At 68.2% G+C, this 17473-nt stretch carries 23 protein-coding genes and 1 tRNA gene; 7 read left to right on the top strand and 17 right to left on the bottom strand.

Annotation, left to right across the window (positions count from 1 at the left end):
• Positions 1–157: 157 nt before the first annotated feature.
• Entirely contained in the window at positions 158–1255 is a 1098-nt protein-coding gene (gene dinB / locus H8B22_RS01180; protein WP_187712337.1) for a DNA polymerase IV, read from the bottom strand.
• A gap of 109 nt (positions 1256–1364) precedes the next feature.
• Here dinB and H8B22_RS01175 point away from each other — a divergent pair, with 109 nt between their 5' ends.
• The 7 genes from H8B22_RS01175 to H8B22_RS01145 all read left to right on the top strand — a co-directional run bounded on the left by H8B22_RS01175 (position 1365) and on the right by H8B22_RS01145 (position 5673).
• Positions 1365–1997 carry a CDP-alcohol phosphatidyltransferase family protein gene (locus H8B22_RS01175; protein ID WP_187712336.1) on the top strand — a complete coding sequence of 211 codons (633 nt, stop codon included), beginning with the start codon at positions 1365–1367 and terminating at the stop codon, positions 1995–1997.
• A gap of 76 nt (positions 1998–2073) precedes the next feature.
• Positions 2074–3069 carry a class III poly(R)-hydroxyalkanoic acid synthase subunit PhaE gene (phaE, locus tag H8B22_RS01170; protein ID WP_187712335.1) on the top strand — a complete coding sequence of 332 codons (996 nt, stop codon included), beginning with the start codon at positions 2074–2076 and terminating at the stop codon, positions 3067–3069.
• A gap of 11 nt (positions 3070–3080) precedes the next feature.
• On the top strand, positions 3081–4151 hold the full coding sequence (locus H8B22_RS01165) for a class III poly(R)-hydroxyalkanoic acid synthase subunit PhaC (protein WP_187713470.1): 1071 nt from the start codon (positions 3081–3083) through the stop codon (positions 4149–4151).
• A 63-nt stretch (positions 4152–4214) separates the two neighbouring features.
• A complete protein-coding gene (locus H8B22_RS01160) occupies positions 4215–4589 on the top strand; it encodes a YfeK family protein (protein WP_187712334.1) in 375 nt (124 codons plus the stop codon).
• A 39-nt stretch (positions 4590–4628) separates the two neighbouring features.
• The gene (locus H8B22_RS01155; RefSeq protein WP_187712333.1) at positions 4629–4829 is read left to right on the top strand and encodes a PspC domain-containing protein; all 201 of its coding nucleotides are present in this window, start codon (positions 4629–4631) and stop codon (positions 4827–4829) included.
• Positions 4830–4837: 8 nt separating this feature from the next.
• Positions 4838–5266: a hypothetical protein gene (locus H8B22_RS01150; protein ID WP_187713469.1), complete on the top strand. Its 429-nt coding sequence runs from the start codon at positions 4838–4840 to the stop codon at positions 5264–5266.
• Positions 5251–5673, top strand: a complete 423-nt coding sequence (locus H8B22_RS01145) for a hypothetical protein (RefSeq protein WP_187712332.1) — start codon at positions 5251–5253, stop codon at positions 5671–5673. Before H8B22_RS01150 ends, H8B22_RS01145 begins: the two co-directional genes overlap by 16 nt.
• Before the next feature lie 226 nt (positions 5674–5899).
• Here H8B22_RS01145 and H8B22_RS01140 read toward each other — a convergent pair whose 3' ends face one another.
• The 16 genes from H8B22_RS01140 to ccmA form a co-directional block, all read right to left on the bottom strand.
• On the bottom strand, positions 5900–6802 hold the full coding sequence (locus H8B22_RS01140) for a restriction endonuclease (RefSeq protein ID WP_208456914.1): 903 nt from the start codon (positions 6800–6802) through the stop codon (positions 5900–5902).
• A 70-nt stretch (positions 6803–6872) separates the two neighbouring features.
• Positions 6873–6959 (bottom strand) — tRNA-Leu (locus H8B22_RS01135).
• Positions 6960–6998: 39 nt separating this feature from the next.
• Positions 6999–7451 (bottom strand): DUF2214 family protein, encoded by a 453-nt coding sequence (locus H8B22_RS01130; protein ID WP_187712331.1) that lies wholly within the window; start codon positions 7449–7451, stop codon positions 6999–7001.
• 91 nt (positions 7452–7542) lie between these two features.
• Complete coding sequence (locus tag H8B22_RS01125; RefSeq protein ID WP_225876239.1) at positions 7543–8160, bottom strand: cysteine dioxygenase family protein; 618 nt, start codon at positions 8158–8160, stop codon at positions 7543–7545.
• A 77-nt stretch (positions 8161–8237) separates the two neighbouring features.
• On the bottom strand, positions 8238–9350 hold the full coding sequence (gene metX, locus H8B22_RS01120; protein ID WP_187712330.1) for a homoserine O-acetyltransferase MetX: 1113 nt from the start codon (positions 9348–9350) through the stop codon (positions 8238–8240).
• 105 nt (positions 9351–9455) lie between these two features.
• Positions 9456–9881, bottom strand: a complete 426-nt coding sequence (locus tag H8B22_RS01115; protein ID WP_187712329.1) for an organic hydroperoxide resistance protein — start codon at positions 9879–9881, stop codon at positions 9456–9458.
• Positions 9882–9998: 117 nt separating this feature from the next.
• On the bottom strand, positions 9999–10469 hold the full coding sequence (locus H8B22_RS01110; RefSeq protein ID WP_187712328.1) for a MarR family winged helix-turn-helix transcriptional regulator: 471 nt from the start codon (positions 10467–10469) through the stop codon (positions 9999–10001).
• An 89-nt stretch (positions 10470–10558) separates the two neighbouring features.
• On the bottom strand, positions 10559–11554 hold the full coding sequence (locus H8B22_RS01105; RefSeq protein ID WP_225876238.1) for a tetratricopeptide repeat protein: 996 nt from the start codon (positions 11552–11554) through the stop codon (positions 10559–10561).
• Between the two features lies 1 nt (position 11555).
• Complete coding sequence (locus H8B22_RS01100) at positions 11556–12023, bottom strand: cytochrome c-type biogenesis protein (RefSeq protein WP_187712327.1); 468 nt, start codon at positions 12021–12023, stop codon at positions 11556–11558.
• Positions 12020–12556 carry a DsbE family thiol:disulfide interchange protein gene (locus tag H8B22_RS01095; protein ID WP_407060834.1) on the bottom strand — a complete coding sequence of 179 codons (537 nt, stop codon included), beginning with the start codon at positions 12554–12556 and terminating at the stop codon, positions 12020–12022. The genes H8B22_RS01100 and H8B22_RS01095 overlap by 4 nt, the downstream gene beginning before the upstream one ends.
• A 32-nt stretch (positions 12557–12588) precedes the next feature.
• Entirely contained in the window at positions 12589–14526 is a 1938-nt protein-coding gene (locus H8B22_RS01090) for a heme lyase CcmF/NrfE family subunit (protein WP_187712326.1), read from the bottom strand.
• Between the two features lie 2 nt (positions 14527–14528).
• Positions 14529–14996: a cytochrome c maturation protein CcmE gene (gene ccmE / locus H8B22_RS01085; RefSeq protein WP_187712325.1), complete on the bottom strand. Its 468-nt coding sequence runs from the start codon at positions 14994–14996 to the stop codon at positions 14529–14531.
• Positions 14993–15157, bottom strand: coding sequence for a heme exporter protein CcmD (gene ccmD / locus H8B22_RS01080; RefSeq protein WP_187712324.1), 165 nt, complete (start codon positions 15155–15157; stop codon positions 14993–14995). The genes ccmE and ccmD overlap by 4 nt, the downstream gene beginning before the upstream one ends.
• Positions 15154–15903 carry a heme ABC transporter permease gene (locus tag H8B22_RS01075; protein ID WP_187712323.1) on the bottom strand — a complete coding sequence of 250 codons (750 nt, stop codon included), beginning with the start codon at positions 15901–15903 and terminating at the stop codon, positions 15154–15156. Before H8B22_RS01075 ends, ccmD begins: the two co-directional genes overlap by 4 nt.
• Before the next feature lie 127 nt (positions 15904–16030).
• Positions 16031–16732 carry a heme exporter protein CcmB gene (gene ccmB, locus H8B22_RS01070; protein WP_187712322.1) on the bottom strand — a complete coding sequence of 234 codons (702 nt, stop codon included), beginning with the start codon at positions 16730–16732 and terminating at the stop codon, positions 16031–16033.
• A 26-nt stretch (positions 16733–16758) separates the two neighbouring features.
• A complete protein-coding gene (gene ccmA / locus H8B22_RS01065; RefSeq protein ID WP_407060833.1) occupies positions 16759–17409 on the bottom strand; it encodes a heme ABC exporter ATP-binding protein CcmA in 651 nt (216 codons plus the stop codon).
• Positions 17410–17473 lie beyond the last annotated feature (64 nt).

The raw sequence follows: 17473 nt of genomic DNA, 5'->3' as shown, positions 1-17473 counted from the left end.
CGGTTGCAAAGACAAACGGATGTCGTGGCTTCAGATCTTCCTTCTCCCCGCACGCGGGGAGAAGGTGCCCGAAGGGCGGATGAGGGGAAGCGAGCGCAGCGAGCCTGCCGTTGCTTCCACTCAAACGCAGCGAACACTCAAGCGCAGTAAATCCGCCTCACCCGAACAGATCCTCCTGCGCCGCCGCACTGTCGGCAGCCACGAACCCCGACAGCCCGACCCCCACCAGCCGATACCGCGTCCGGTCCGGCAACTCCACGCGTGCGCGCAGCTCGCAGGCGATGTCCGCCAGCTGCTGCAACGACTCCGGCCGCTGCGGCGGCGTCAGGCTGCGCGTCAGCGTGCGGAAGTCCGACGTCTTCAGCTTCAGCACCACGGTGCGCGCCAGGCGGCCCGGCGACGACGCCTGTTCGCGCTCGTAACCCGCCCAGGCCTTCTCCGCGAGGCGACGGATGTGCGGCTCCAACTCCTCCAGCAGCAGGTCGTGCTCGAAGGTGTCCTCGGCGGAGATCTGCATGGTCGGGCGTTCGCTCTGCACCGGATGCTCGTCGATGCCCAGTGACAACTCGTGCAGGCGCTGGCCCCAGCGGCCGAAGCGCTGCTCCAGTTCCTCGACCCGCAACGCGCGCAGGTCGCCGACGGTGGTTACGCCGAGTTGCGCCAGCTTGCCCTCCATCACCTTGCCGACGCCGGGCAGGCGACCGACCGGCAAGGGTTCGAGGAAGGCCAGCACCTGGTGCGGACGGACCACGAACAGGCCGTCGGGCTTGCGGAAGTCGCTGGCGATCTTGGCGAGGAACTTGTTCGGCGCGACGCCGGCCGACGCGGTGAGCTGCGTTTCCTCGCGGATCGCCGCGCGGATGGCTTCCGCCGTTTCGGTGGCGGTGGCCAGGCCGGTCTTGGTGACGGTGACGTCGAGGTAGGCCTCGTCCAGCGACAGCGGCTCGATCAGGTCGGTGTGGCGCGCGAAGATCTCGCGCACCTGTTTCGACACCGCCTTGTAGCGGGTGAAGTCCGGCGGCACGAAGACAGCCTGCGGGCACAGCCGCTCGGCCCGCACCGCGGGCATCGCCGAGCGCACCCCGAACCGCCGCGCCTCGTAGCTGGCCGCGCACACCACCGAGCGCGCCCCACGCCAGGCCACCACCACGGGCTTGCCGCGCAGCGATGGATCGTCGCGCTGTTCGACGGAGGCGTAGAACGCATCCATGTCCACATGCACGACTTTGCGGGGAGGAGGGGGCGGCAGGGACACCGTGGAAGTTTAGCGGTGCCATGCGCCGCAGGCTCCGGTGCGCGCCTCGCGGTGCGACGCCTGCACGGATGGCTTGCCGCGGCGGCGCGCGCTTGGCAGCATCGCCGCCATGAACAAGCCCACCCCGCAGCGCCGCCACTTCTCGATGATCCGTGGCTTCCACCTGGCCGACTGGTTCACGCTGGCCAATGCCTTCTGCGGCACCGGCGCGATCTTCGCGGCGATGCGCTTCCTGCAGGACGGCGTGGTGAACGACCTGCTGGTGGGGATGGCGCTGATCCCGGCCGCCTTCATCTTCGACGCGCTCGACGGCCGCGTGGCGCGCTGGCGGCAGTCGTCCTCGACGCTGGGGCGCGAACTGGATTCGCTGGCCGACGTGATTTCCTTCGGTGTCGCCCCCGCGGCCCTGGCCTACGCCTGCGGTCTGCAGGGCGGTTGGGACTGGGCCGTGCTGAGCTATTTCGTCGGCTGCGGCGTCAGCCGGCTGGCGCGCTACAACGTCACCGCCGAGCTGCTGTCCGGCGGCGGCGACAAGGTGAAGTACTTCGAAGGCACGCCGATCCCGACCAGCCTGCTGCTGGTGGTGGTGCTCGCGATCGCGGCGTGGCAGGGCGCGATCGGCGAGAACCTGTGGCTGGGCATGGTCCGGCTGGGCCCGTGGCAGTTCCATCCGCTGGTGCTGATGTTCGCGCTGTCGGGCTCGTTGATGATCAGCAAGACCCTGCACATCCCCAAGCCCTGAGCACCGCCCGCCGGTCGCCGCGGCACAGTTGCAACAACCGCGGCGTTATCATCCGTCCGTCTTGACGGAGGAACGTATGGCCAGCGGATTCGACGATTTTGAGCAGCTCGCGCGCCAGTACTGGGGCGCCTGGGGCGAGGCGATGCGCGCGGGTGCCGCGCCGGCCCAGCCCGCCATGCCGAACTGGAACGATGCCCTGGGCTGGTGGTCGCAGCTGGCGAAGGGTGCCGCCGCGGCGAATCCCATGAGCGGCGCCGACGATGCCGTCAACCGCTTCAATTCGCAGGCGCAGCAGTGGCTGGGGCAGATGCAGCAGCTGGCCGCGCAGTTCGCCGGCACCAACGCGCAGCCCGCCGACATCGCGGCTGCGTGGCAGCGGATGCTCGGCGCGAACGGCTCCAACGCGTTCGCACAGATGTTCCAGGGCATGCCGGGGCCGGGCCAGTACGGCGTGGACCAGTGGATGGAACAGATGGCGCCGCTGCTGCAATCGATGCAGCGCGACGGCCGCAGCTGGCTGGGGCTGCCGGCGTTCGGCTTCGCGCGCGAGCACCAGGAGCGCTGGCAGGCGCTGGCGCAGGCGCAGCTGGACTACCAGGAAAAGAGCAACGCCTACAACGCCTTGATGGGCGAGGCGACGCAGGCCGCCTTCCGCCGCTTCGAGGACAAGCTCGCCGAACGCAGCGAACCCGGCCGCCAGCTCACCTCGGCGCGCGCGCTGTTCGACCTGTGGATTGACGCGGCCGAGGACGCCTATGCCGAGATCGCGCTGTCGCCACGCTTCCGTGAAACCTACGGCGACTTCCTCAACGCACAGATGAAGGTGCGCGCCGGCCTGCAGGGCGAGGTCGAGCAGTACTGCAACCAGCTCGGCATCCCGACCCGCACCGAGATCGATGCGGCGCACCGCAAGATCGTGCAGCTCGAACGCGAACTGCGCCGCGTGCGCGATGCCTTGCAGGAACGCGGCAACGCCGCGCCTGCAGCGGAGGCAAAGAAGCCCGCCGCTGCGAAGGCCACCAAGGCAGCCGCGGCCAAGGCCCCGGCGAGGAAGAAGGGAGCACGCGCATGAACCGCCACGACCTGCTCGGCCCCTTCAACTTCACCCCCGATGCGCTGGCGCAGGAAGCGATGCAGATGCAGGCCAAGCTGCGCGCCGGCCTGGAAACGCTGCACGAGGTCGACGACGTGGCCTACGGCGCGACCGCGCGCGAGGAAGTCTGGCGCGACGGCAAGGTGGTGCTGTACCGCTTCCGCGGCGAGAAGGCGCCGACCGCCAAGGTGCCGCTGATCATCAGCTACGCGCTGGTCAACCGCCCGTACATGGTCGACCTGCAGAGCGACAAGTCGATCGTGCGCGGCCTGCTGGAACGCGGCCAGGACGTGTACGTGATCGACTGGGGCTACCCAGACCGCTCCGACCGCTACCTGGAACTGGAGGACTACATCCAGCGCTTCCTCGGCGGCGCCATCGACCACCTGCGCCGCGAATACCGGATGGACGCGGTCAACCTGCTCGGCATCTGCCAGGGCGGCGCGTTCTCGCTGTGCTATTCCGCGTTGAACCCGAAGAAGGTCCGCAACCTCGTCACCATGGTCACGCCGGTGGACTTCCACGGCGAGGACAACATGCTGTCGAACTGGGTGCGCGGCCTCGACGTCGATGCCTTCGTCGACACGCTCGGCAACGTCCCGGCCGACCTGATGAACTGGACCTACCTCACGCTCAAGCCGTGGCGGCTGTTCGTGCAGAAGTACGTCGGGATGATGGACATCCTCGACAACAAGCAGGCGCTGGAAGACTTCCTGCGCATGGAGAAGTGGATCTTCGACTCGCCCGACCAGGCGGGCGAGGCCTTCCGCCAGTTCGTCACCCAGTTCTACCAGCGCAACGGCTTCGTCAACGGCGGCATCGAGATCGGCGGACGCCCGGTCGACCTGGGCTACGTCGACATGCCGGTGCTGAACATCTTCGCCGAGCAGGACCACCTGGTGCCGCCGGCGGCGTCGAAAGCGCTCAAGGATCTGGTGGGTAGCGACGATTACAGCGAACTCTCGTTCAAGGGCGGCCACATCGGCATCTACGTGTCGAGCCGCGCGCAACGCGAGGTGCCAGCGGGGATCCACGACTGGCTGACGCAGCGTTCGCGCTAGCACCGGTCGCGATGGAAGGATCGCGATAGCACCGATTCAGCCAGCCGCCGCCACGCTTGCCGCATGAACCGACTCTTCGCATTGCTCATCGGCCTGCTGCTGGCGCTGCCCGCGCCGGCAGCGCCGCCGCCCGCCGCCACGCGCGAAATCGAGGCGTTGATCGCCGCGCTGGGCGCATCCGGCTGCGACTTCCAGCGCAACGGCAGCTGGTATCCGGCGCAGAAGGCGCAGGAACACCTGCGTCGCAAGTACGACTGGTTGCGCGAACGCGACATGGCCGCCAACGCCGAGCAGTTCATCGAGCGCGCCGGCACCAAGAGCAGCATGAGCGGCCGCGCCTACCAGGTGCGGTGCCCGGGCCGGCCGGCCATTCCGTCGGCGGTTTGGTTGACCGAAAGACTGCGCGAAATGCGCAAGCCGCAACCCAACCCGCGTTGACGCCGCGCTAGACTCGGCAGGCATGAGGAGGATGGACCCATGAACGCCCCGCGCACGCTTTCCCGCAGTCGCCACGACCGCATCATCGCCGGCGTGATGGGCGGCATCGCCCGGCGCTTCGGCTGGAGCGCCACGCTCACGCGCGTGCTGTACGTCGTGCTGTCGATCGTGTCGGCGGGCTTCCCCGGCATCCTGGTCTACCTGATCCTGTGGCTGCTGATCCCGGAAGAGGGCAATTGAATCCAGTGCTGCGCGGCACCGCGGTGGCGCTCGGCCTGCTCTGGGCCCTGCCTAACACCCTGCTTGGATTGATCGCGGGACTCGTCGGGCTCGCGTTCGGCGCGCACGTGCACTGGCGGCCGCGCGACCTCGCGGTGGTGTTCCATCATTGGCCGTGGGGGCCGGGCGGGGCGCTCACGCTGGGCAACGTGATCCTGCACACCGGCGACACACTGGATTCGACCTGCGTGACCTACGCACACCGCGCCGGCCACGGCGACGAGGCGCCGATCATGCTCGCCGACCACGAACGCGCCCACGTCTACCAGTACATGGCGCTGGGCCTGCTGTTCCTGCCGCTGTACCTGGCGTGCGGCGGCGTCAGCGTGCGCAACCGCTTCGAGCGCGCGGCCGATCGTTACGCGCAGACGGGTAGCGGCTGGTGGCCCTGGGCATGACCGGGCAGCCGTCGCCGCAAACCACTGCGGGAGACGACTCCGCGTCCTCCTTCGACACCCTGTACGCACCGCCGTCCTCGCGCCCGGCCGAAGGCGGCGTGGTCCGCCCCACCGGCAATCCGTGGTGGCGCGGCTACGGCGTGGGCTGGGTGGCGATCGGATTCACCTTCCTGTGGCTGACCGTGGCCTTGCCGCTGCTGGCGCGCTTCAGCTCGGTCAGGTTCGCCGCCGCAGCGGGCCTGCTGTGGCTGGGCATGTTGGTGGCCCCGACGCTGGCGGTGGGCGCGTATTTCGGCCTGCGTCGGCAGTGGAAGTCGCTGCTGGGCGTGCTGCTCGCCTGGCTCACCGCGATCGTGTTCGGCGTGCTGCTGGTGGCGGTGCTCGGCGGCATCGCCGGCTCGCGCTGAACGGGGTTTTCGCCAATCTTGAGGCGGCCTTTATCCGGTGATAACAGTCGCCGCAGTAAGCTCACAGGCGTCGGAGAACAAGTGACGAGCCTGAAAACTCGACGCAACCGCTCCGGCAACGGAAGGCTCAGCCACCAGAGGGTTCAAACCTCTAGGACTGGGCCTTCTCTATGTCTGGGGTGTGCCGAGCTTGAGTGCCGGTAATGTCCACGCCCGTGGCCGACGGTTAAGGGTATAGCTCACGAACCCGAACGAGGGGGCGGCCTGTTTCAACGGCGCGACGCACTTTGCGGGCAAACACGTCGGCCAAATCAAGTCGTCGTTCCAGTGCTTCGTAGAGATCTAGCCCCTCAACGCAAATCACTGGCTGGCCTCGGCCGAACGCTTCAAGGCCAACATCAGTGAAGCCAGAGTTGCTGATGAACACGCCACGTCCCCAAGTGGTCTTGTCGCGCACCTTGCCGGCAAAGGAGCGAAGATCGCTGGCGTCGGTTCTCGCGTTCTGCCACTTTGCTTCGACTAGGTAAGTTTCGTGATGAAGGACGAAGCTGCCGTCTATCTGTTCTCCGATATTACGGAATGCGCCTCGTGGGGCCAGACTAAACACATCAAACACATTGCTGAGGAACTTCTCAAACGCGTATCCGCGACCTTGCGGATCGAGGGTAGCCAGAGCCATCAGTTCGCTCATTAGTTGCGCATACGCGGCTTCGCTCGGGACCTGTGTTGCCTGAGGTGTGCTTACGACACCGCCAGGCAAGCTATCCAGAAACGACGATGCATTCAGTTCGGGGATTTTGAAGTTAACCCCAAGCAAAAGGCGATTAAGCTCGGTGACTTCGTCGCGAGTGAGCGGATTTCCGCCTCGTCCACGCCAAGTAATTGATTGAATCACTACCTCTTGGATCAATGCGCAAAAGTTGCTGCGCCGGTACTCCAACGTCCAAGTCAAGAGCGCGACGATGCCGGGTTCCTTGCTCGGTTTACCGTGAGGCCATCCTTCCGCAACACCCGCCCGCGCTGCTGCAATGGGAAAAGACGTGCTGTTGTTTCCACTTGCCGGCAAGAAGTCATAGAGCAGCTTTGCGAGTGCTGCGACTGCCACCCGCTCCCCAAGCATCAACGGCATGGTTCCTCCATTGCTCTAGTTGGGCCAAAACAAAAGGGTTAGGCCGCGAAGCCTAACCCTTTGTTTTTTCTGGTGCCGGAAGTGGGACTCGAACCCACACGCTTTTAAGGGCGGCGGATTTTGAGTCCGCTGCGTCTACCGATTCCGCCATTCCGGCGCGGCCGCGCAGTATAGCCGAGCGGGCCGGGGATTGGCTTCAGAAGCCGCCGTAGCGGGCCATCATCGCGGCGAATACCAGGATCGCGGCGACCAGCAGCAGTTCGAAGCGGACGATACGCGCCAGCGCCGCGACTTCGCCGGCGGCCGGCACGAACGCGGGGTCGGCGGCCAGCGCCTTGCGCCAGCGCAGGAAGCGGATGGTCGGCAGGATCGACAGCAGCCCGGCCAGCACGAAGCAGCCGAGCTTGGCGTGGAACCAGGGGTTGTGCAGGTAGAAGTCGTAGCCCTTCACGCCCTGGAAGACGCGCAGCAGGCCGACCACCAGCAGCAGGCCCGCGCTCATGCCGTAGCCGGAGTCCAGGCGGGCAAGGTGTTGCACGACGACGCCGTCGACGCGGCCGCGCAGCAGGACCGATTCGGTCACCAGCATGGCGATCAGGGCGAAGAACAGCAGGTGGTGGAACGAGGCGAGCAGCAGGTCTTTCAGCATGGAAACGCTCCGGTCCGTGGCAGTGGCGTGGCTCGATCAGATGCGAGTGCGCGCAAAAGAAAATGCCGGGCAAGCCCGGCATCGTCGTGGATCATTCGGTCGCGTCGGTACAGAGTGTCTTGTCCTGGCGCACGAACCATTCGCCCTCGCGCGGCGTGAACATCGAGCAGCACTCCATCGGCGCCTTGTAGATGTGCAGCGAGATCGCGACGTTGCGGTCGCTGGCGTTGCGGATGGTGTGGTACTCGTGCGGCGGAATCAGGCTGCCGGCGCTGCCGGGGCCGGCGTGCATGCCGCCCGCGGCGCGGAAGTGGAAGCGGTCGCCGTCGCGTTCGAGCAGTTCGTACTGGACGATTTCCAGCTCGCCGTCCCAGACGCCTTCCACGCACCACAGGCCGGAATGGTCGTGCACCGGCGTGCCCTGGCCCGGGCCCCAGGTCATCGCCACGACGCTGTAGCCGTGCTGCGGGCTGCGGTAGAGCTCGCGGCGCGCGTAGTGGTCCTGGATCGGGTCGTGCACGCAGGCGGGCAGTTCGACGTCGCGGTCGCGGATCATCCGGCACAGCACGTTGCGCAGCGCGGCGGTCACGGCGTGCTCGTCGCCCGCGGCTACGGCGGCGTCGATGGCGGCGACCAGCTTGTCGTGACCGGGGAAGTCGAAGTGCGGCAGCGCGGCGGCTTCGGGCTGATGATTTTGCGCTATGTCCATATAACCCATTCTAGCGGGCTCGCGCCGTTGCGGGCATGGGCGCCGGTTCAGGTTTTCACGTGCGCTGGCGTGCGGTGCTAGAGCCGGTCGAGGAAACCGCGCACGGCCGGGCCGAAGCGGTCGATGTCGACCAGGAAGGCATCGTGGCCCTGGGGCGATTCCAGCGGCAGGAACTCCGCATCCGCGCCGCCCGCGCGCAGGCCGGTGGCGATCTCCTCCTGCTGCTGCAGCGGGAAGAGGATGTCGGTGTGCACGCCGATCGCCAGCGCCTTCTCGACGCGGATCCGGGCGAGGGCGGCCATCACGTCGCCGCCGGCGTATTCGCCGAGGTCGAACCAGTCCATCGAGCGGCTGAGGTAGAGGTAGCAATTGGGGTCGTAGCGGCGCACGAAGCGGCGGGCGTGGCCTTCAAGGTAGCTCTCGACCTGGAATTCCAGGCCGAAGGGTTCTTCCTCGGGGCGGTCGGACTCCAGCCGCACGCGGCCGAAGCGGCCGTCCCATTCCAGCGCGGAGCGGTAGGTGACCACGCCGAGCTTGCGCGCCATGCGCATGCCCGATTCCGGGTAGTGCGCGTCGGTGTAGTTGCCGTGGTTCCACTCGGGATCCAGGCGGATCGCTTCGCGCTGCAACGAGCGGATGGCGATCGAGAACGGCAGTGCGCGCGTCGCCCCGGAGATGTTGATGTGCGCGCGGGCGATGCCGGGATGCAGGTGCAGCAGCGCCAGCGCGGTCATGCCGCCCATGGAGTTGCCGATCACGCAGGCCAGCCGTTCGACGCCGAGCGCGCGCACGACGTGGGCGGCGGCATGGGCGCCGTCTTCGACCGCGAGTTCGGGGAACGCCAGGCGATAGGTGTCGCCGGTGGCGGGGTCGATCGTCGCCGGCCCGGTCGAACCCTTGCAGCTGCCGAGCGAGTTCACGCAGATCACGTACCAGCGGTTGCTGTCGATCGGCTTGCCCGGGCCCAGCATCGGCTCCCACCAGCCCGCTTCCGGGTTGGCCGCATTGGCCGCCGCGTGCGCGTCCGGGGACAGGCCGGTGACGATCAGGATGGCGTTGTCGCGGGCCGCGTTGAGTTCGCCCCAGGTTTCATAGGCGACGTGGGCATTGCGCAGTTCGCCGCCGCGCTTCATCGCGAACGGCGAGGGCAGGTCGACGTAACGGGTGCCGACGGGAATGAATTCGGTCATGGGGGCGGAGTTTAGCAATCGCTGCCGCCATCGCCGCGCCGCCGGTGCAATGCTGGCGGGCACCGCATGGAACGCGTGCGCTCCATGCGGTGCATCCGCAAGCCGTCAGACCACGGTGAGGGTGACGTCGATGTTGCCGCGGGTGGCATTGGAGTACGGGCAGACCTGGTGCGCCTTGGCGACGAGATCTTCGGCGGTTTCGCGCGACACGCCCGGGATCGAGATCTGCAGCTCGGCCTGGATGCCGAAGCCGTTGCCGAGCGGGCCGATGCCGACATGGCCGGTGATCGAGGTGTCGGCGGGCAGGGCGATCTTCTCGCGCGCGGCGACGACCTTCAGCGCGCCGATGAAGCAGGCCGAATAGCCGGCGGCGAACAGTTGCTCCGGGTTGGTGCCGGGGCCGCCGGCGCCGCCGAGTTCGCGCGGCGTGGACAGCTGGATGTCGAGCGCCTTGTCGGAGGAGACGGCGCGGCCTTCGCGGCCGCCGGTGGCGGTGGAAGTGGCGGTGTAGAGGACTTTGTCGAGAGCCATGGTTGTGTTCCTTGGGTGTGCGGCGAAGGGGGATCGGCGCCGCGTTCCGATTTGGTGTTGCCTATTAAATAGCGCGCTATTTAAATGGTGCGGATGAAGGCGGGTGCATCGGACTGTTCAGTCCGTAGCGTTGGCGTGGAGGTTGGCGCGCAGGGCCTCGAGCTGCGCCTTCAGCGGCGCCAGCTGTTCTTTCGGGAGGTCGGCGGCGCAGAAGATGGATTCGGGCACCTGTGCGGCCTTGGCCTGCAGGGCCTTGCCGGCGCGGGTGAGGCGGATCACGACCTGGCGTTCGTCCTGCGTGGAACGCTCGCGCGTCAGCAGGCCGGCAGCCTCGAGGCGCTTGAGCAGCGGCGTCAGCGTCGCCGAATCCAGGAACAGGCGTTCGCCGATCTGGGAGACGGTGAGTTCGTCGCCTTCCCACAGCACCAGCATCACCAGGTACTGCGGGTAGGTGAGCTCGAGTTCGGCGAGCAGCTTGCGGTAGAGCTTGGTCATCGCCAGCGAGGTCGAATACAGCGTGAAGCACAGCTGGTTGCCAAGCTTGAGGGCGCGGGCGGCTTTGGCGTCGGTGGCGGGCTTGGTGGCCATGGCTGCCAAATTACATAGCGCGCTATGTAATTGCAAGCGATCAATGGCGCCACGGCTGCAACGCTGCGGGCCGCGGCTGCGGCCGTGGCTTACTCGGCGATGCGGTCGATGCTCAGGGTGTAGGCGGCGCCGGCCTTGGGCTGCGCCGGCAGGGGCGCCGATTCCAGGTCGCCGGCGGCGCGATTGGCCACGCCCTGGCGCGACACGCGGGCGAGGATTTCCACCGCCGCGAGCTGCGACAGCTTCATCGTCGGCATCGGGCTGTCGCCGTCGCCGAGTTCGACGGTGATCGGGAAGCCGGTGGCGGCGACGCGCTTGACCGCGACAGGCATCGGCGGCCCGTTCGGCTGGCGCGCGATCACGAACAGGGTGTCGTTCGCGCCCAGGCGTGCCTGCATCTCCGGCGCGAGGTCGACGGTGACGCGTAGCAGCGGTTTCGCCGTGGCCGGGACCGGCAGCGCCGTCAGTCCGGCTTCGGCACGTGCGGCATTGATCTGCGCCCGCAGGCTGTCGGCCGTGGCGGCATCGACCAGGCCCAGCAACGGCTCCCAGGTCTTCGCCGCTTCCGCCGGCTGTTGCGCCTGGCGCTGCGCGATGCCGAGGAACCAGCGCGCGCGTTGGTGCATCGGCTGCTTCGCCAGCGCGCGCCGGAGCAGGGCGACGGCTTCGTCGTCGAAACGGCGGTCCGGGCTGGCAAGCGCGCGTGCTTCGGCGGCTTCGGCGAGCAGGTCGGGTTCTTCCGGCGCGAGCTGCACGGCCCGCGCGTAGGCATCGCGCGCTTCCACGACGCGGCCCTGTGCGGCCTGCGAGCGCGCCAGCAGGCGCCAGCCTTCGGGCTGGTTGGGGTTGCGCCGCAATTCGGCTTCGAGCTGGCCCACCGCGTCGGCCAGCGTGTCGGGCGCACGACGCTGCGCGGGATCGAGCGCGCGCGGCGTGCCGACGAGCAGGTACAGCAGGCCGGCGACGATCGCGATCGACGCGATCATCGTCCCCGCCACGGCGCGGTTGTCGCGCCACAAGGGGCGCAGCACCAGGCCGAGCACGAACACGGCGAGCACGGCCGCGGCGATCACGAAGGCGGTCAAGTCACCACTCCTGGTCTTCGTCGGTGGCCGGATTGGTCGCGCCGGCACGCTTGCGTACGACGGCCACCACCACGGCGCCGCCGGCGAGCAGGATCAGCAGTGGGCCGAACCACAGCAGCCACGTCTTCGATTCGACCTGGGGGCGGTACAGCACGAATTCGCCGTAACGGGCCACCAGGAATTCCTTGATCTCGCGATCCGACTTGCCCTGGCGCATCAGCTCCAGCACTTCGCGGCGCAGGTCGGTGGCGATCTGCGCGTTGGAATCGGCCAGCGACTGGTTCTGGCACATCACGCAGCGCAGCTCGGACACCAGCGCGTGGAAGCGCGTTTCCTCCGCGCTGCTGGTGAATTCGGGCGGCGCCACCGGCGTGCCCGGTTGCGCCAGCGCCAGCGACGACATCAGCAGCAGGCTCGCTGCCGCTACGAGCGCCGCGAGGCGGATGCGGTGGAGGAAGCAGCCGCTCATGGCGCGCGCTCGATCTCGGCCAGCTTCGGCAGCAGTTGCTGCGCGATCACCTCGTCGGTGAGCGGACCCACGAACTTCCAGCGCACCACGCCCTTGCCGTCGACCAGGAAGCTTTCCGGCGCACCGTAGATGCCCCAGTCGATCGCGACCTTGCCTTCGCGATCGGTGACGACGATCCAGTACGGGTTGCCGAACTGTTCCAGCCACGCCATCGCATCGGCGTGCTCGTCGTTCCAGTTGAAGCCGACCACGCGCACGCGCTTGCTTTCGGCGAAGCGGGTCAGCACCGGATGTTCGTCGCGGCACGCCGGGCACCAGCTGCCCCAGACGTTGAGCAGGTAAGGCGCGCCCTGCAGGTCCCTGGTGCCGAACAGGCGGCCGGCTTCGTGCAGCACCGGCAGTTCGAAGGTCGGCGCCGCCTTGCCGATCAACGGCGAGGGCAGGGCTTCACGGTTCGGATTGCGGCTCATCCACACGCCGGCGGCGAGCAGCACGCCGAGCGCGGCGACGACGAGCAGTGGCATCAACCGCATCCATGAAAGACGCATCACGGGCTTGCGTTCGCTCACGCGGCGTTCTCCGAGGGCTTGCGGCTGTCGGCGCGGGCGAAGCGGCGATCGGTCGCCGTCACCAGTCCGCCCAGCATCATCAGAATCGCGCCGGCCCAGATCCAGCGCACGAACGGCTTCACGTGCACGCGCAGCGCCCAGGTGTCGCCGCCGAGCGATTCGCCCATCGCGACATACAGGTCGCGGGTGACGCCCGGATCGATCGCCGCTTCGGTCATCACCTGGCCGCCGCTGGCGTAGGCGCGCTTTTCCGGATGCAGCACGGTCAGCGGCGCATCGTTGTGGAAGACCGTGACGGTGCCGCGGTCGCCGATGTAGTTCGGCCCCTGGTAGCGCTCCGCGCCGTCGAAACGGAACGCATAGCGGCCCAGTTCCACGCTCTTGCCCAGCTCCACGGCGACTTCCCGCTGCTGGCTCAGGCCTTCGGTCAGCAACGCGCCAACCAGGAACACCGCGATGCCGAAGTGCGCGAGCGTCATGCCCAGCATCTCGGCGGTGAATTGCCGGCCGGATTGTTCGAAGCGCGACCACACGAAGCGCAGCGTGCCCACCGCGATCCATGCGGACGCCAGCCCGCCGGCCAGCACCTTCCACGACGATTGCGGTGCGAGGAAGTACGCGGCGATGCCGGCGAGGACAGCCAGAATGCCCCACGGCAGCAGCATAGCCAGCGGCTTCGAGGCCTGTTCGCGCTGCCAGCGCGTCACCGGGCCGAACGGCAGCAACAGGATCAGCGGCGCCATCAGCACCATGAACATCAACGCGAAGTAGGGCGGACCGACCGAGATCTTGCCGAGGTCGAGTGCATCGGCGAGCAGCGGATACAGCGTGCCCAGCAGCACCATCGCGCAGGCGGTCGACAGCAGCAGGTTGTTCGCCAGCAGCAGCGTCTCGCGCGAGGCGGTGCCGAACGACGCGCCGCCTTCGTCCGACGGTGCGCGCAGGGCGTACAGCAGCAGCGAGCCGCCGATCACGATGCCGAGGAACACGAGGATGAAGACGCCGCGCGAGGGATCGGCGGCGAAGGCATGCACCGAAGTCAGCACGCCCGAGCGCACCAGGAAGGTGCCCAGCAGCGACAGCGAGAACGTCGCGATCGCCAGCAGCAGGGTCCAGCCGCGGAAGCTGCCGCGCTTCTCGGTCACCGCCTGCGAATGCAGCAGCGCCGCGCCGGCCAGCCACGGCATGAAGGACGCGTTCTCGACCGGGTCCCAGAACCACCAGCCGCCCCAGCCCAGTTCGTAGTACGCCCACCACGAACCCAGCGCGATGCCGAGGGTGAGGAACGCCCAGGCGATGTTGGTCCACGGCCGCGTCCAGCGCAGCCAGCGCGCATCGATGCGGCCGTCGAGCAGGGCAGCGATGGCGAACGCGAACGGCACCGAGAACCCGACGTAGCCCAGGTACAGCATCGGCGGATGGATGATCATCCCCGGGTCCTGCAGCAGCGGGTTGAGGTCGCGGCCTTCGGCGACGGCGGGCAGCAGGCGCTCGAACGGGTTGCTGGTGAAGATCAGGAAGGCGAGGAAGCCGAACGCCACGAAGCCCATCACGCCGAGCACGCGCGCGATCACTTCCATCGGCAGGCGCTGCGAGAAACGCGCCACCGCCGCGGTCCACACCGCCAGGATCAGTGCCCACAGCAGCAGCGAGCCCTCGTGCGAGCCCCACACCGCGGTGTAGCGGTACACCATCGGCAACAGCGAGTTGCTGTTGGTGGCGACGTACTTGATCGAGAAGTCCTGGCTGACGAAGCCGTAGGTGAGCACGCCGAACGCCAGCGCCACCAGCGCGAACTGCGCGTACGCGGCGGGCCGGGCGATCGCCATCCACGCGCCGATGCCGCGCTGGGCGCCGACCAGCGGCAGGATCGCCTGCACCGCCGCGATCAGCAGCGCGAGGACGAGGGCGAATTGGCCAAGCTCGGGCAGCACGGTTACTTCGCTTCCGCGGCAGGCGCGGGCGACTGCACGTCGTGCTTCTTGTGCGCCATGCCCATCTTGTCCGCCACTTCCTTCGGCATGTAGGTCTCGTCGTGCTTGGCGAGCACCTGCTCGGCGACGAAGTGGTCGCCCTGCATGCGGCCGGTGGCGATCACCGCCTGCTTCTCGCGGAACAGGTCGGGGAGGATGCCGGTGTAGACCACGGGCATCTGCGCATCGCCGTCGGTCACGCGGAAGTGCGCTTCGAGCGAGCCGGGCGCGCGCTTGAACGAGTCCGCTGCAACCATGCCGCCGAGGCGGAAGCGCGCGTTCGCGCCAGCCTCGCCGCGCAGCACTTCGCTCGGTGTGTAGAGATAGGTGATGTTGCGCTGGATCGCGTAGGTGATCATCGCGGCGGCGATGCCGGCGGCGGCGACGAGCGCAGCGATCCAGAGCAGGCGGTTGCGGCGGGTCGGGTTCATCGGCTCAGTTCGTTCTTGGTGGCGCGCGCCGCTTCACGGGCGGAGCGCAGGCGCGCATTGCGCAGCTGGCGGCGGATCTGCAGGTGCGTGGCGACGTAGTCCCAGCCCAGCACGATCACGAACACCGCGTACGCGGCGATCAGGTAGTTGAGGTAGCTCATGCGCGCGGCTCCGCGATCTGCGCGACCCAGGCCTTGCCGGCTTCGCGGCGCAGGTTGTCGGCGCGCGCGCGGGCGAGCAGGGCGCCGATGAACCACAGCTTGGTGCCGACGATCATCAGCACCAGCGGCGCGATCATGCTTGCGTCCATGGTCGATTCGCCCATCAGGCGGATGGTCTGGCCCTGGTGCAGCGAGTTCCACCACACCACCGAGTAGCGGATCACCGGCAGCAGTGCCACGCCGACGATGGCGAGGAAGCCGGCGGCGCGCGCGGCGGCGCGGCGGTCGTCGATGGCGTTGTAGAGGCCGATCACGCCCAGGTACATGAAGAGCAGGATCAGCTCGGTGGTCAGGCGCGGGTCCCAGTCCCACCACGTGCCCCACATCGGCTTGCCCCAGATCGAACCGGTGAGCAGGGTGATGAGGGTGAAGGCGGCGCCGATCGGCGCGCAGGCCATGGCCAGGATCTCGCACAGCTTGATCCGCCACACCTGCGCGATCACCGCGTACACGGCCATCAACGCGTAGATCGCCATGCTCATCCATGCGCTGGGCACGTGGATGTAGAGGATGCGGAAGCTGTCGCCCTGCTGGTAGTCGGCGGGGGTATGGAACAGGCCCCAATAGACGCCCACCGCCATCACCAGCAGGCCCAGCCCGTACCCCCACGGCGCCCAGCGCGTGGCGAAGCGGTCGAAGTACGGCGGCGAACCAAGTTGGTGGAACCAGCGCAGGATCGGATTCATCGTTTCTCGGAGCGTCCGCGGTTGGTGGCGGACGGCGATATTGTCGTTGAGCGTTGCGCCCTGTGGCTTGATCGGGCTCAACCGGATGCTCGGAACCGGCCGACCGGTTGCTTCAAGTAGGCGGTGTTCAGTTCAGGGCGATCCGGATGGCGGCGGCGGCGGCCAGCGGTGCCAATACCAGTGCGAGGACGAGTCCGGCCCCCAGCATCAGCAGCGCGCCGGTGACATCCAGTCCCTGTGCCGCCTGGACGACGCTCCCCGCTCCGAACACCAGCACCGGCACGTAAAGCGGCAGCGCCAGCAGGGCCACGAGTATACCGGAGCGCCGCATTCCGACCGTCAGCGCGGCCACCACCGCACCGAGCAGACTCAGCAAAGGCGTGCCCAGCGCGAGCGAGGCCAGCAGCACGCCCAACTGCGCGTGCGGCAGGTGCAGGAGTTCGGCCAGCAGCGGCGCGGCGACCAGCAGCGGCAACGCCGTGGTCGCCCAATGCATGAACGTGCGGACCAGCACCAGCCACGCCAGCGGCACCGGCGCCAGCATCCATTGCTCCAGCGAGCCGTCGTCGGCATCGCCGCGGAACAGCGAATCCAGCGCCAGCAGCCCCGCCAGCAGCGACGCCAGCCACAGCACCGCACCGGCCGACTTCGCCAGCGTCACGCGGTCGTTGCCCAGCGCCAGCGCGAACAGGGTCACCACCAGCAGCGCGAACAGGGCCGGTTGCAGCGCATCGCCGCGGCGCCGCCACAGCAGGCGCAGGTCGCGCAGGAACAGGGCGCGGGCAGCTGCGATCAGACCCGCCGCATGCGGATTTGCAGTCCGCTGCATGACTTCGTTGCTATTCGTTGCCCCGGTCATGCCGGCTTCCTCATCACCAGCATCCGCGTGCGCACCGGCGGCGCCGCGTACGCACCGTGCGTCGTCACCAGCGTGGCGCCGCCGTCCTGCAGGTGCGCCTGGACCATGCGGTTGACCAGTTCGATGCCGTCGAGGTCGAGGTTGGCGTAAGGCTCGTCCAGCAGCCACAGCGGCGCCGGCGACAGCCACAGGCGGGCGAGCGAGAGCCGCTTCTTCTGCCCGGCCGACAGCTGCCGCGCCAGCGCGTCCTCGTAGCCGGCCAAGCCGACCATCGCCATCGCCTGTTCCGGCACCAGGTTCGCGCGCCGCCCGTGCAGGCCGCACAGGAAATCGAGGTTCTCCAGGGCGCTCAGGTCCGCCTTCAGCGCCGCCAGGTGCCCCAGGTACGCGATCGCGTGCGAGCGCTGGTAGGCATCGGCGACGCGGCCCTCGATCAGGACCTCGCCCTCGTCCAGCTTCAGCAGCCCGGCCAGCACCCGCAGCAGGGTGGTCTTGCCGGCACCGTTGTCGCCCTGCACCAGCAGCGCCTCGTTGGCCTCGACGGCGAAATCCAGCGGGCCGAACACAGGCTCGTCGTTGCGCGAGAAGCGCAGGCCGCGGGCCTCCAGCAGCGGGGGCAGGGCCGTCTTGGGGGGCGTGCTTTCCAGAACCGGGGCCGCAGGGAGGCGGCCTCGGCCGCGAAGTCGCGATTTTATGCGATCGGCCGCCGCC

Origin of the sequence: Lysobacter terrestris (assembly GCF_014489475.1) — a bacterium.
Lineage (GTDB): Bacteria > Pseudomonadota > Gammaproteobacteria > Xanthomonadales > Xanthomonadaceae > Agrilutibacter > Agrilutibacter terrestris.
Note: the sequence above shows the minus strand (reverse complement) of the source record. Positions and strands in the feature narration are given on the sequence as shown.

Coding starts and splice junctions, on each gene's coding strand:
- H8B22_RS01175 (WP_187712336.1), top strand. CDS start 1,365: ATGAACAAGCCCACCCCGCAGCGCCGCCACTTCTCGATGATCCGTGGC.
- phaE (WP_187712335.1), top strand. CDS start 2,074: ATGGCCAGCGGATTCGACGATTTTGAGCAGCTCGCGCGCCAGTACTGG.
- H8B22_RS01160 (WP_187712334.1), top strand. CDS start 4,215: ATGAACCGACTCTTCGCATTGCTCATCGGCCTGCTGCTGGCGCTGCCC.
- H8B22_RS01155 (WP_187712333.1), top strand. CDS start 4,629: ATGAACGCCCCGCGCACGCTTTCCCGCAGTCGCCACGACCGCATCATC.
- H8B22_RS01140 (WP_208456914.1), bottom strand. CDS start 6,802: ATGCCGTTGATGCTTGGGGAGCGGGTGGCAGTCGCAGCACTCGCAAAG.
- H8B22_RS01130 (WP_187712331.1), bottom strand. CDS start 7,451: ATGCTGAAAGACCTGCTGCTCGCCTCGTTCCACCACCTGCTGTTCTTC.
- H8B22_RS01125 (WP_225876239.1), bottom strand. CDS start 8,160: ATGGACATAGCGCAAAATCATCAGCCCGAAGCCGCCGCGCTGCCGCAC.
- metX (WP_187712330.1), bottom strand. CDS start 9,350: ATGACCGAATTCATTCCCGTCGGCACCCGTTACGTCGACCTGCCCTCG.
- H8B22_RS01115 (WP_187712329.1), bottom strand. CDS start 9,881: ATGGCTCTCGACAAAGTCCTCTACACCGCCACTTCCACCGCCACCGGC.
- H8B22_RS01110 (WP_187712328.1), bottom strand. CDS start 10,469: ATGGCCACCAAGCCCGCCACCGACGCCAAAGCCGCCCGCGCCCTCAAG.
- H8B22_RS01100 (WP_187712327.1), bottom strand. CDS start 12,023: ATGAGCGGCTGCTTCCTCCACCGCATCCGCCTCGCGGCGCTCGTAGCG.
- H8B22_RS01095 (WP_407060834.1), bottom strand. CDS start 12,556: ATGCGGTTGATGCCACTGCTCGTCGTCGCCGCGCTCGGCGTGCTGCTC.
- ccmE (WP_187712325.1), bottom strand. CDS start 14,996: ATGAACCCGACCCGCCGCAACCGCCTGCTCTGGATCGCTGCGCTCGTC.
- ccmD (WP_187712324.1), bottom strand. CDS start 15,157: ATGAGCTACCTCAACTACCTGATCGCCGCGTACGCGGTGTTCGTGATC.
- H8B22_RS01075 (WP_187712323.1), bottom strand. CDS start 15,903: ATGAATCCGATCCTGCGCTGGTTCCACCAACTTGGTTCGCCGCCGTAC.
- ccmB (WP_187712322.1), bottom strand. CDS start 16,732: ATGCAGCGGACTGCAAATCCGCATGCGGCGGGTCTGATCGCAGCTGCC.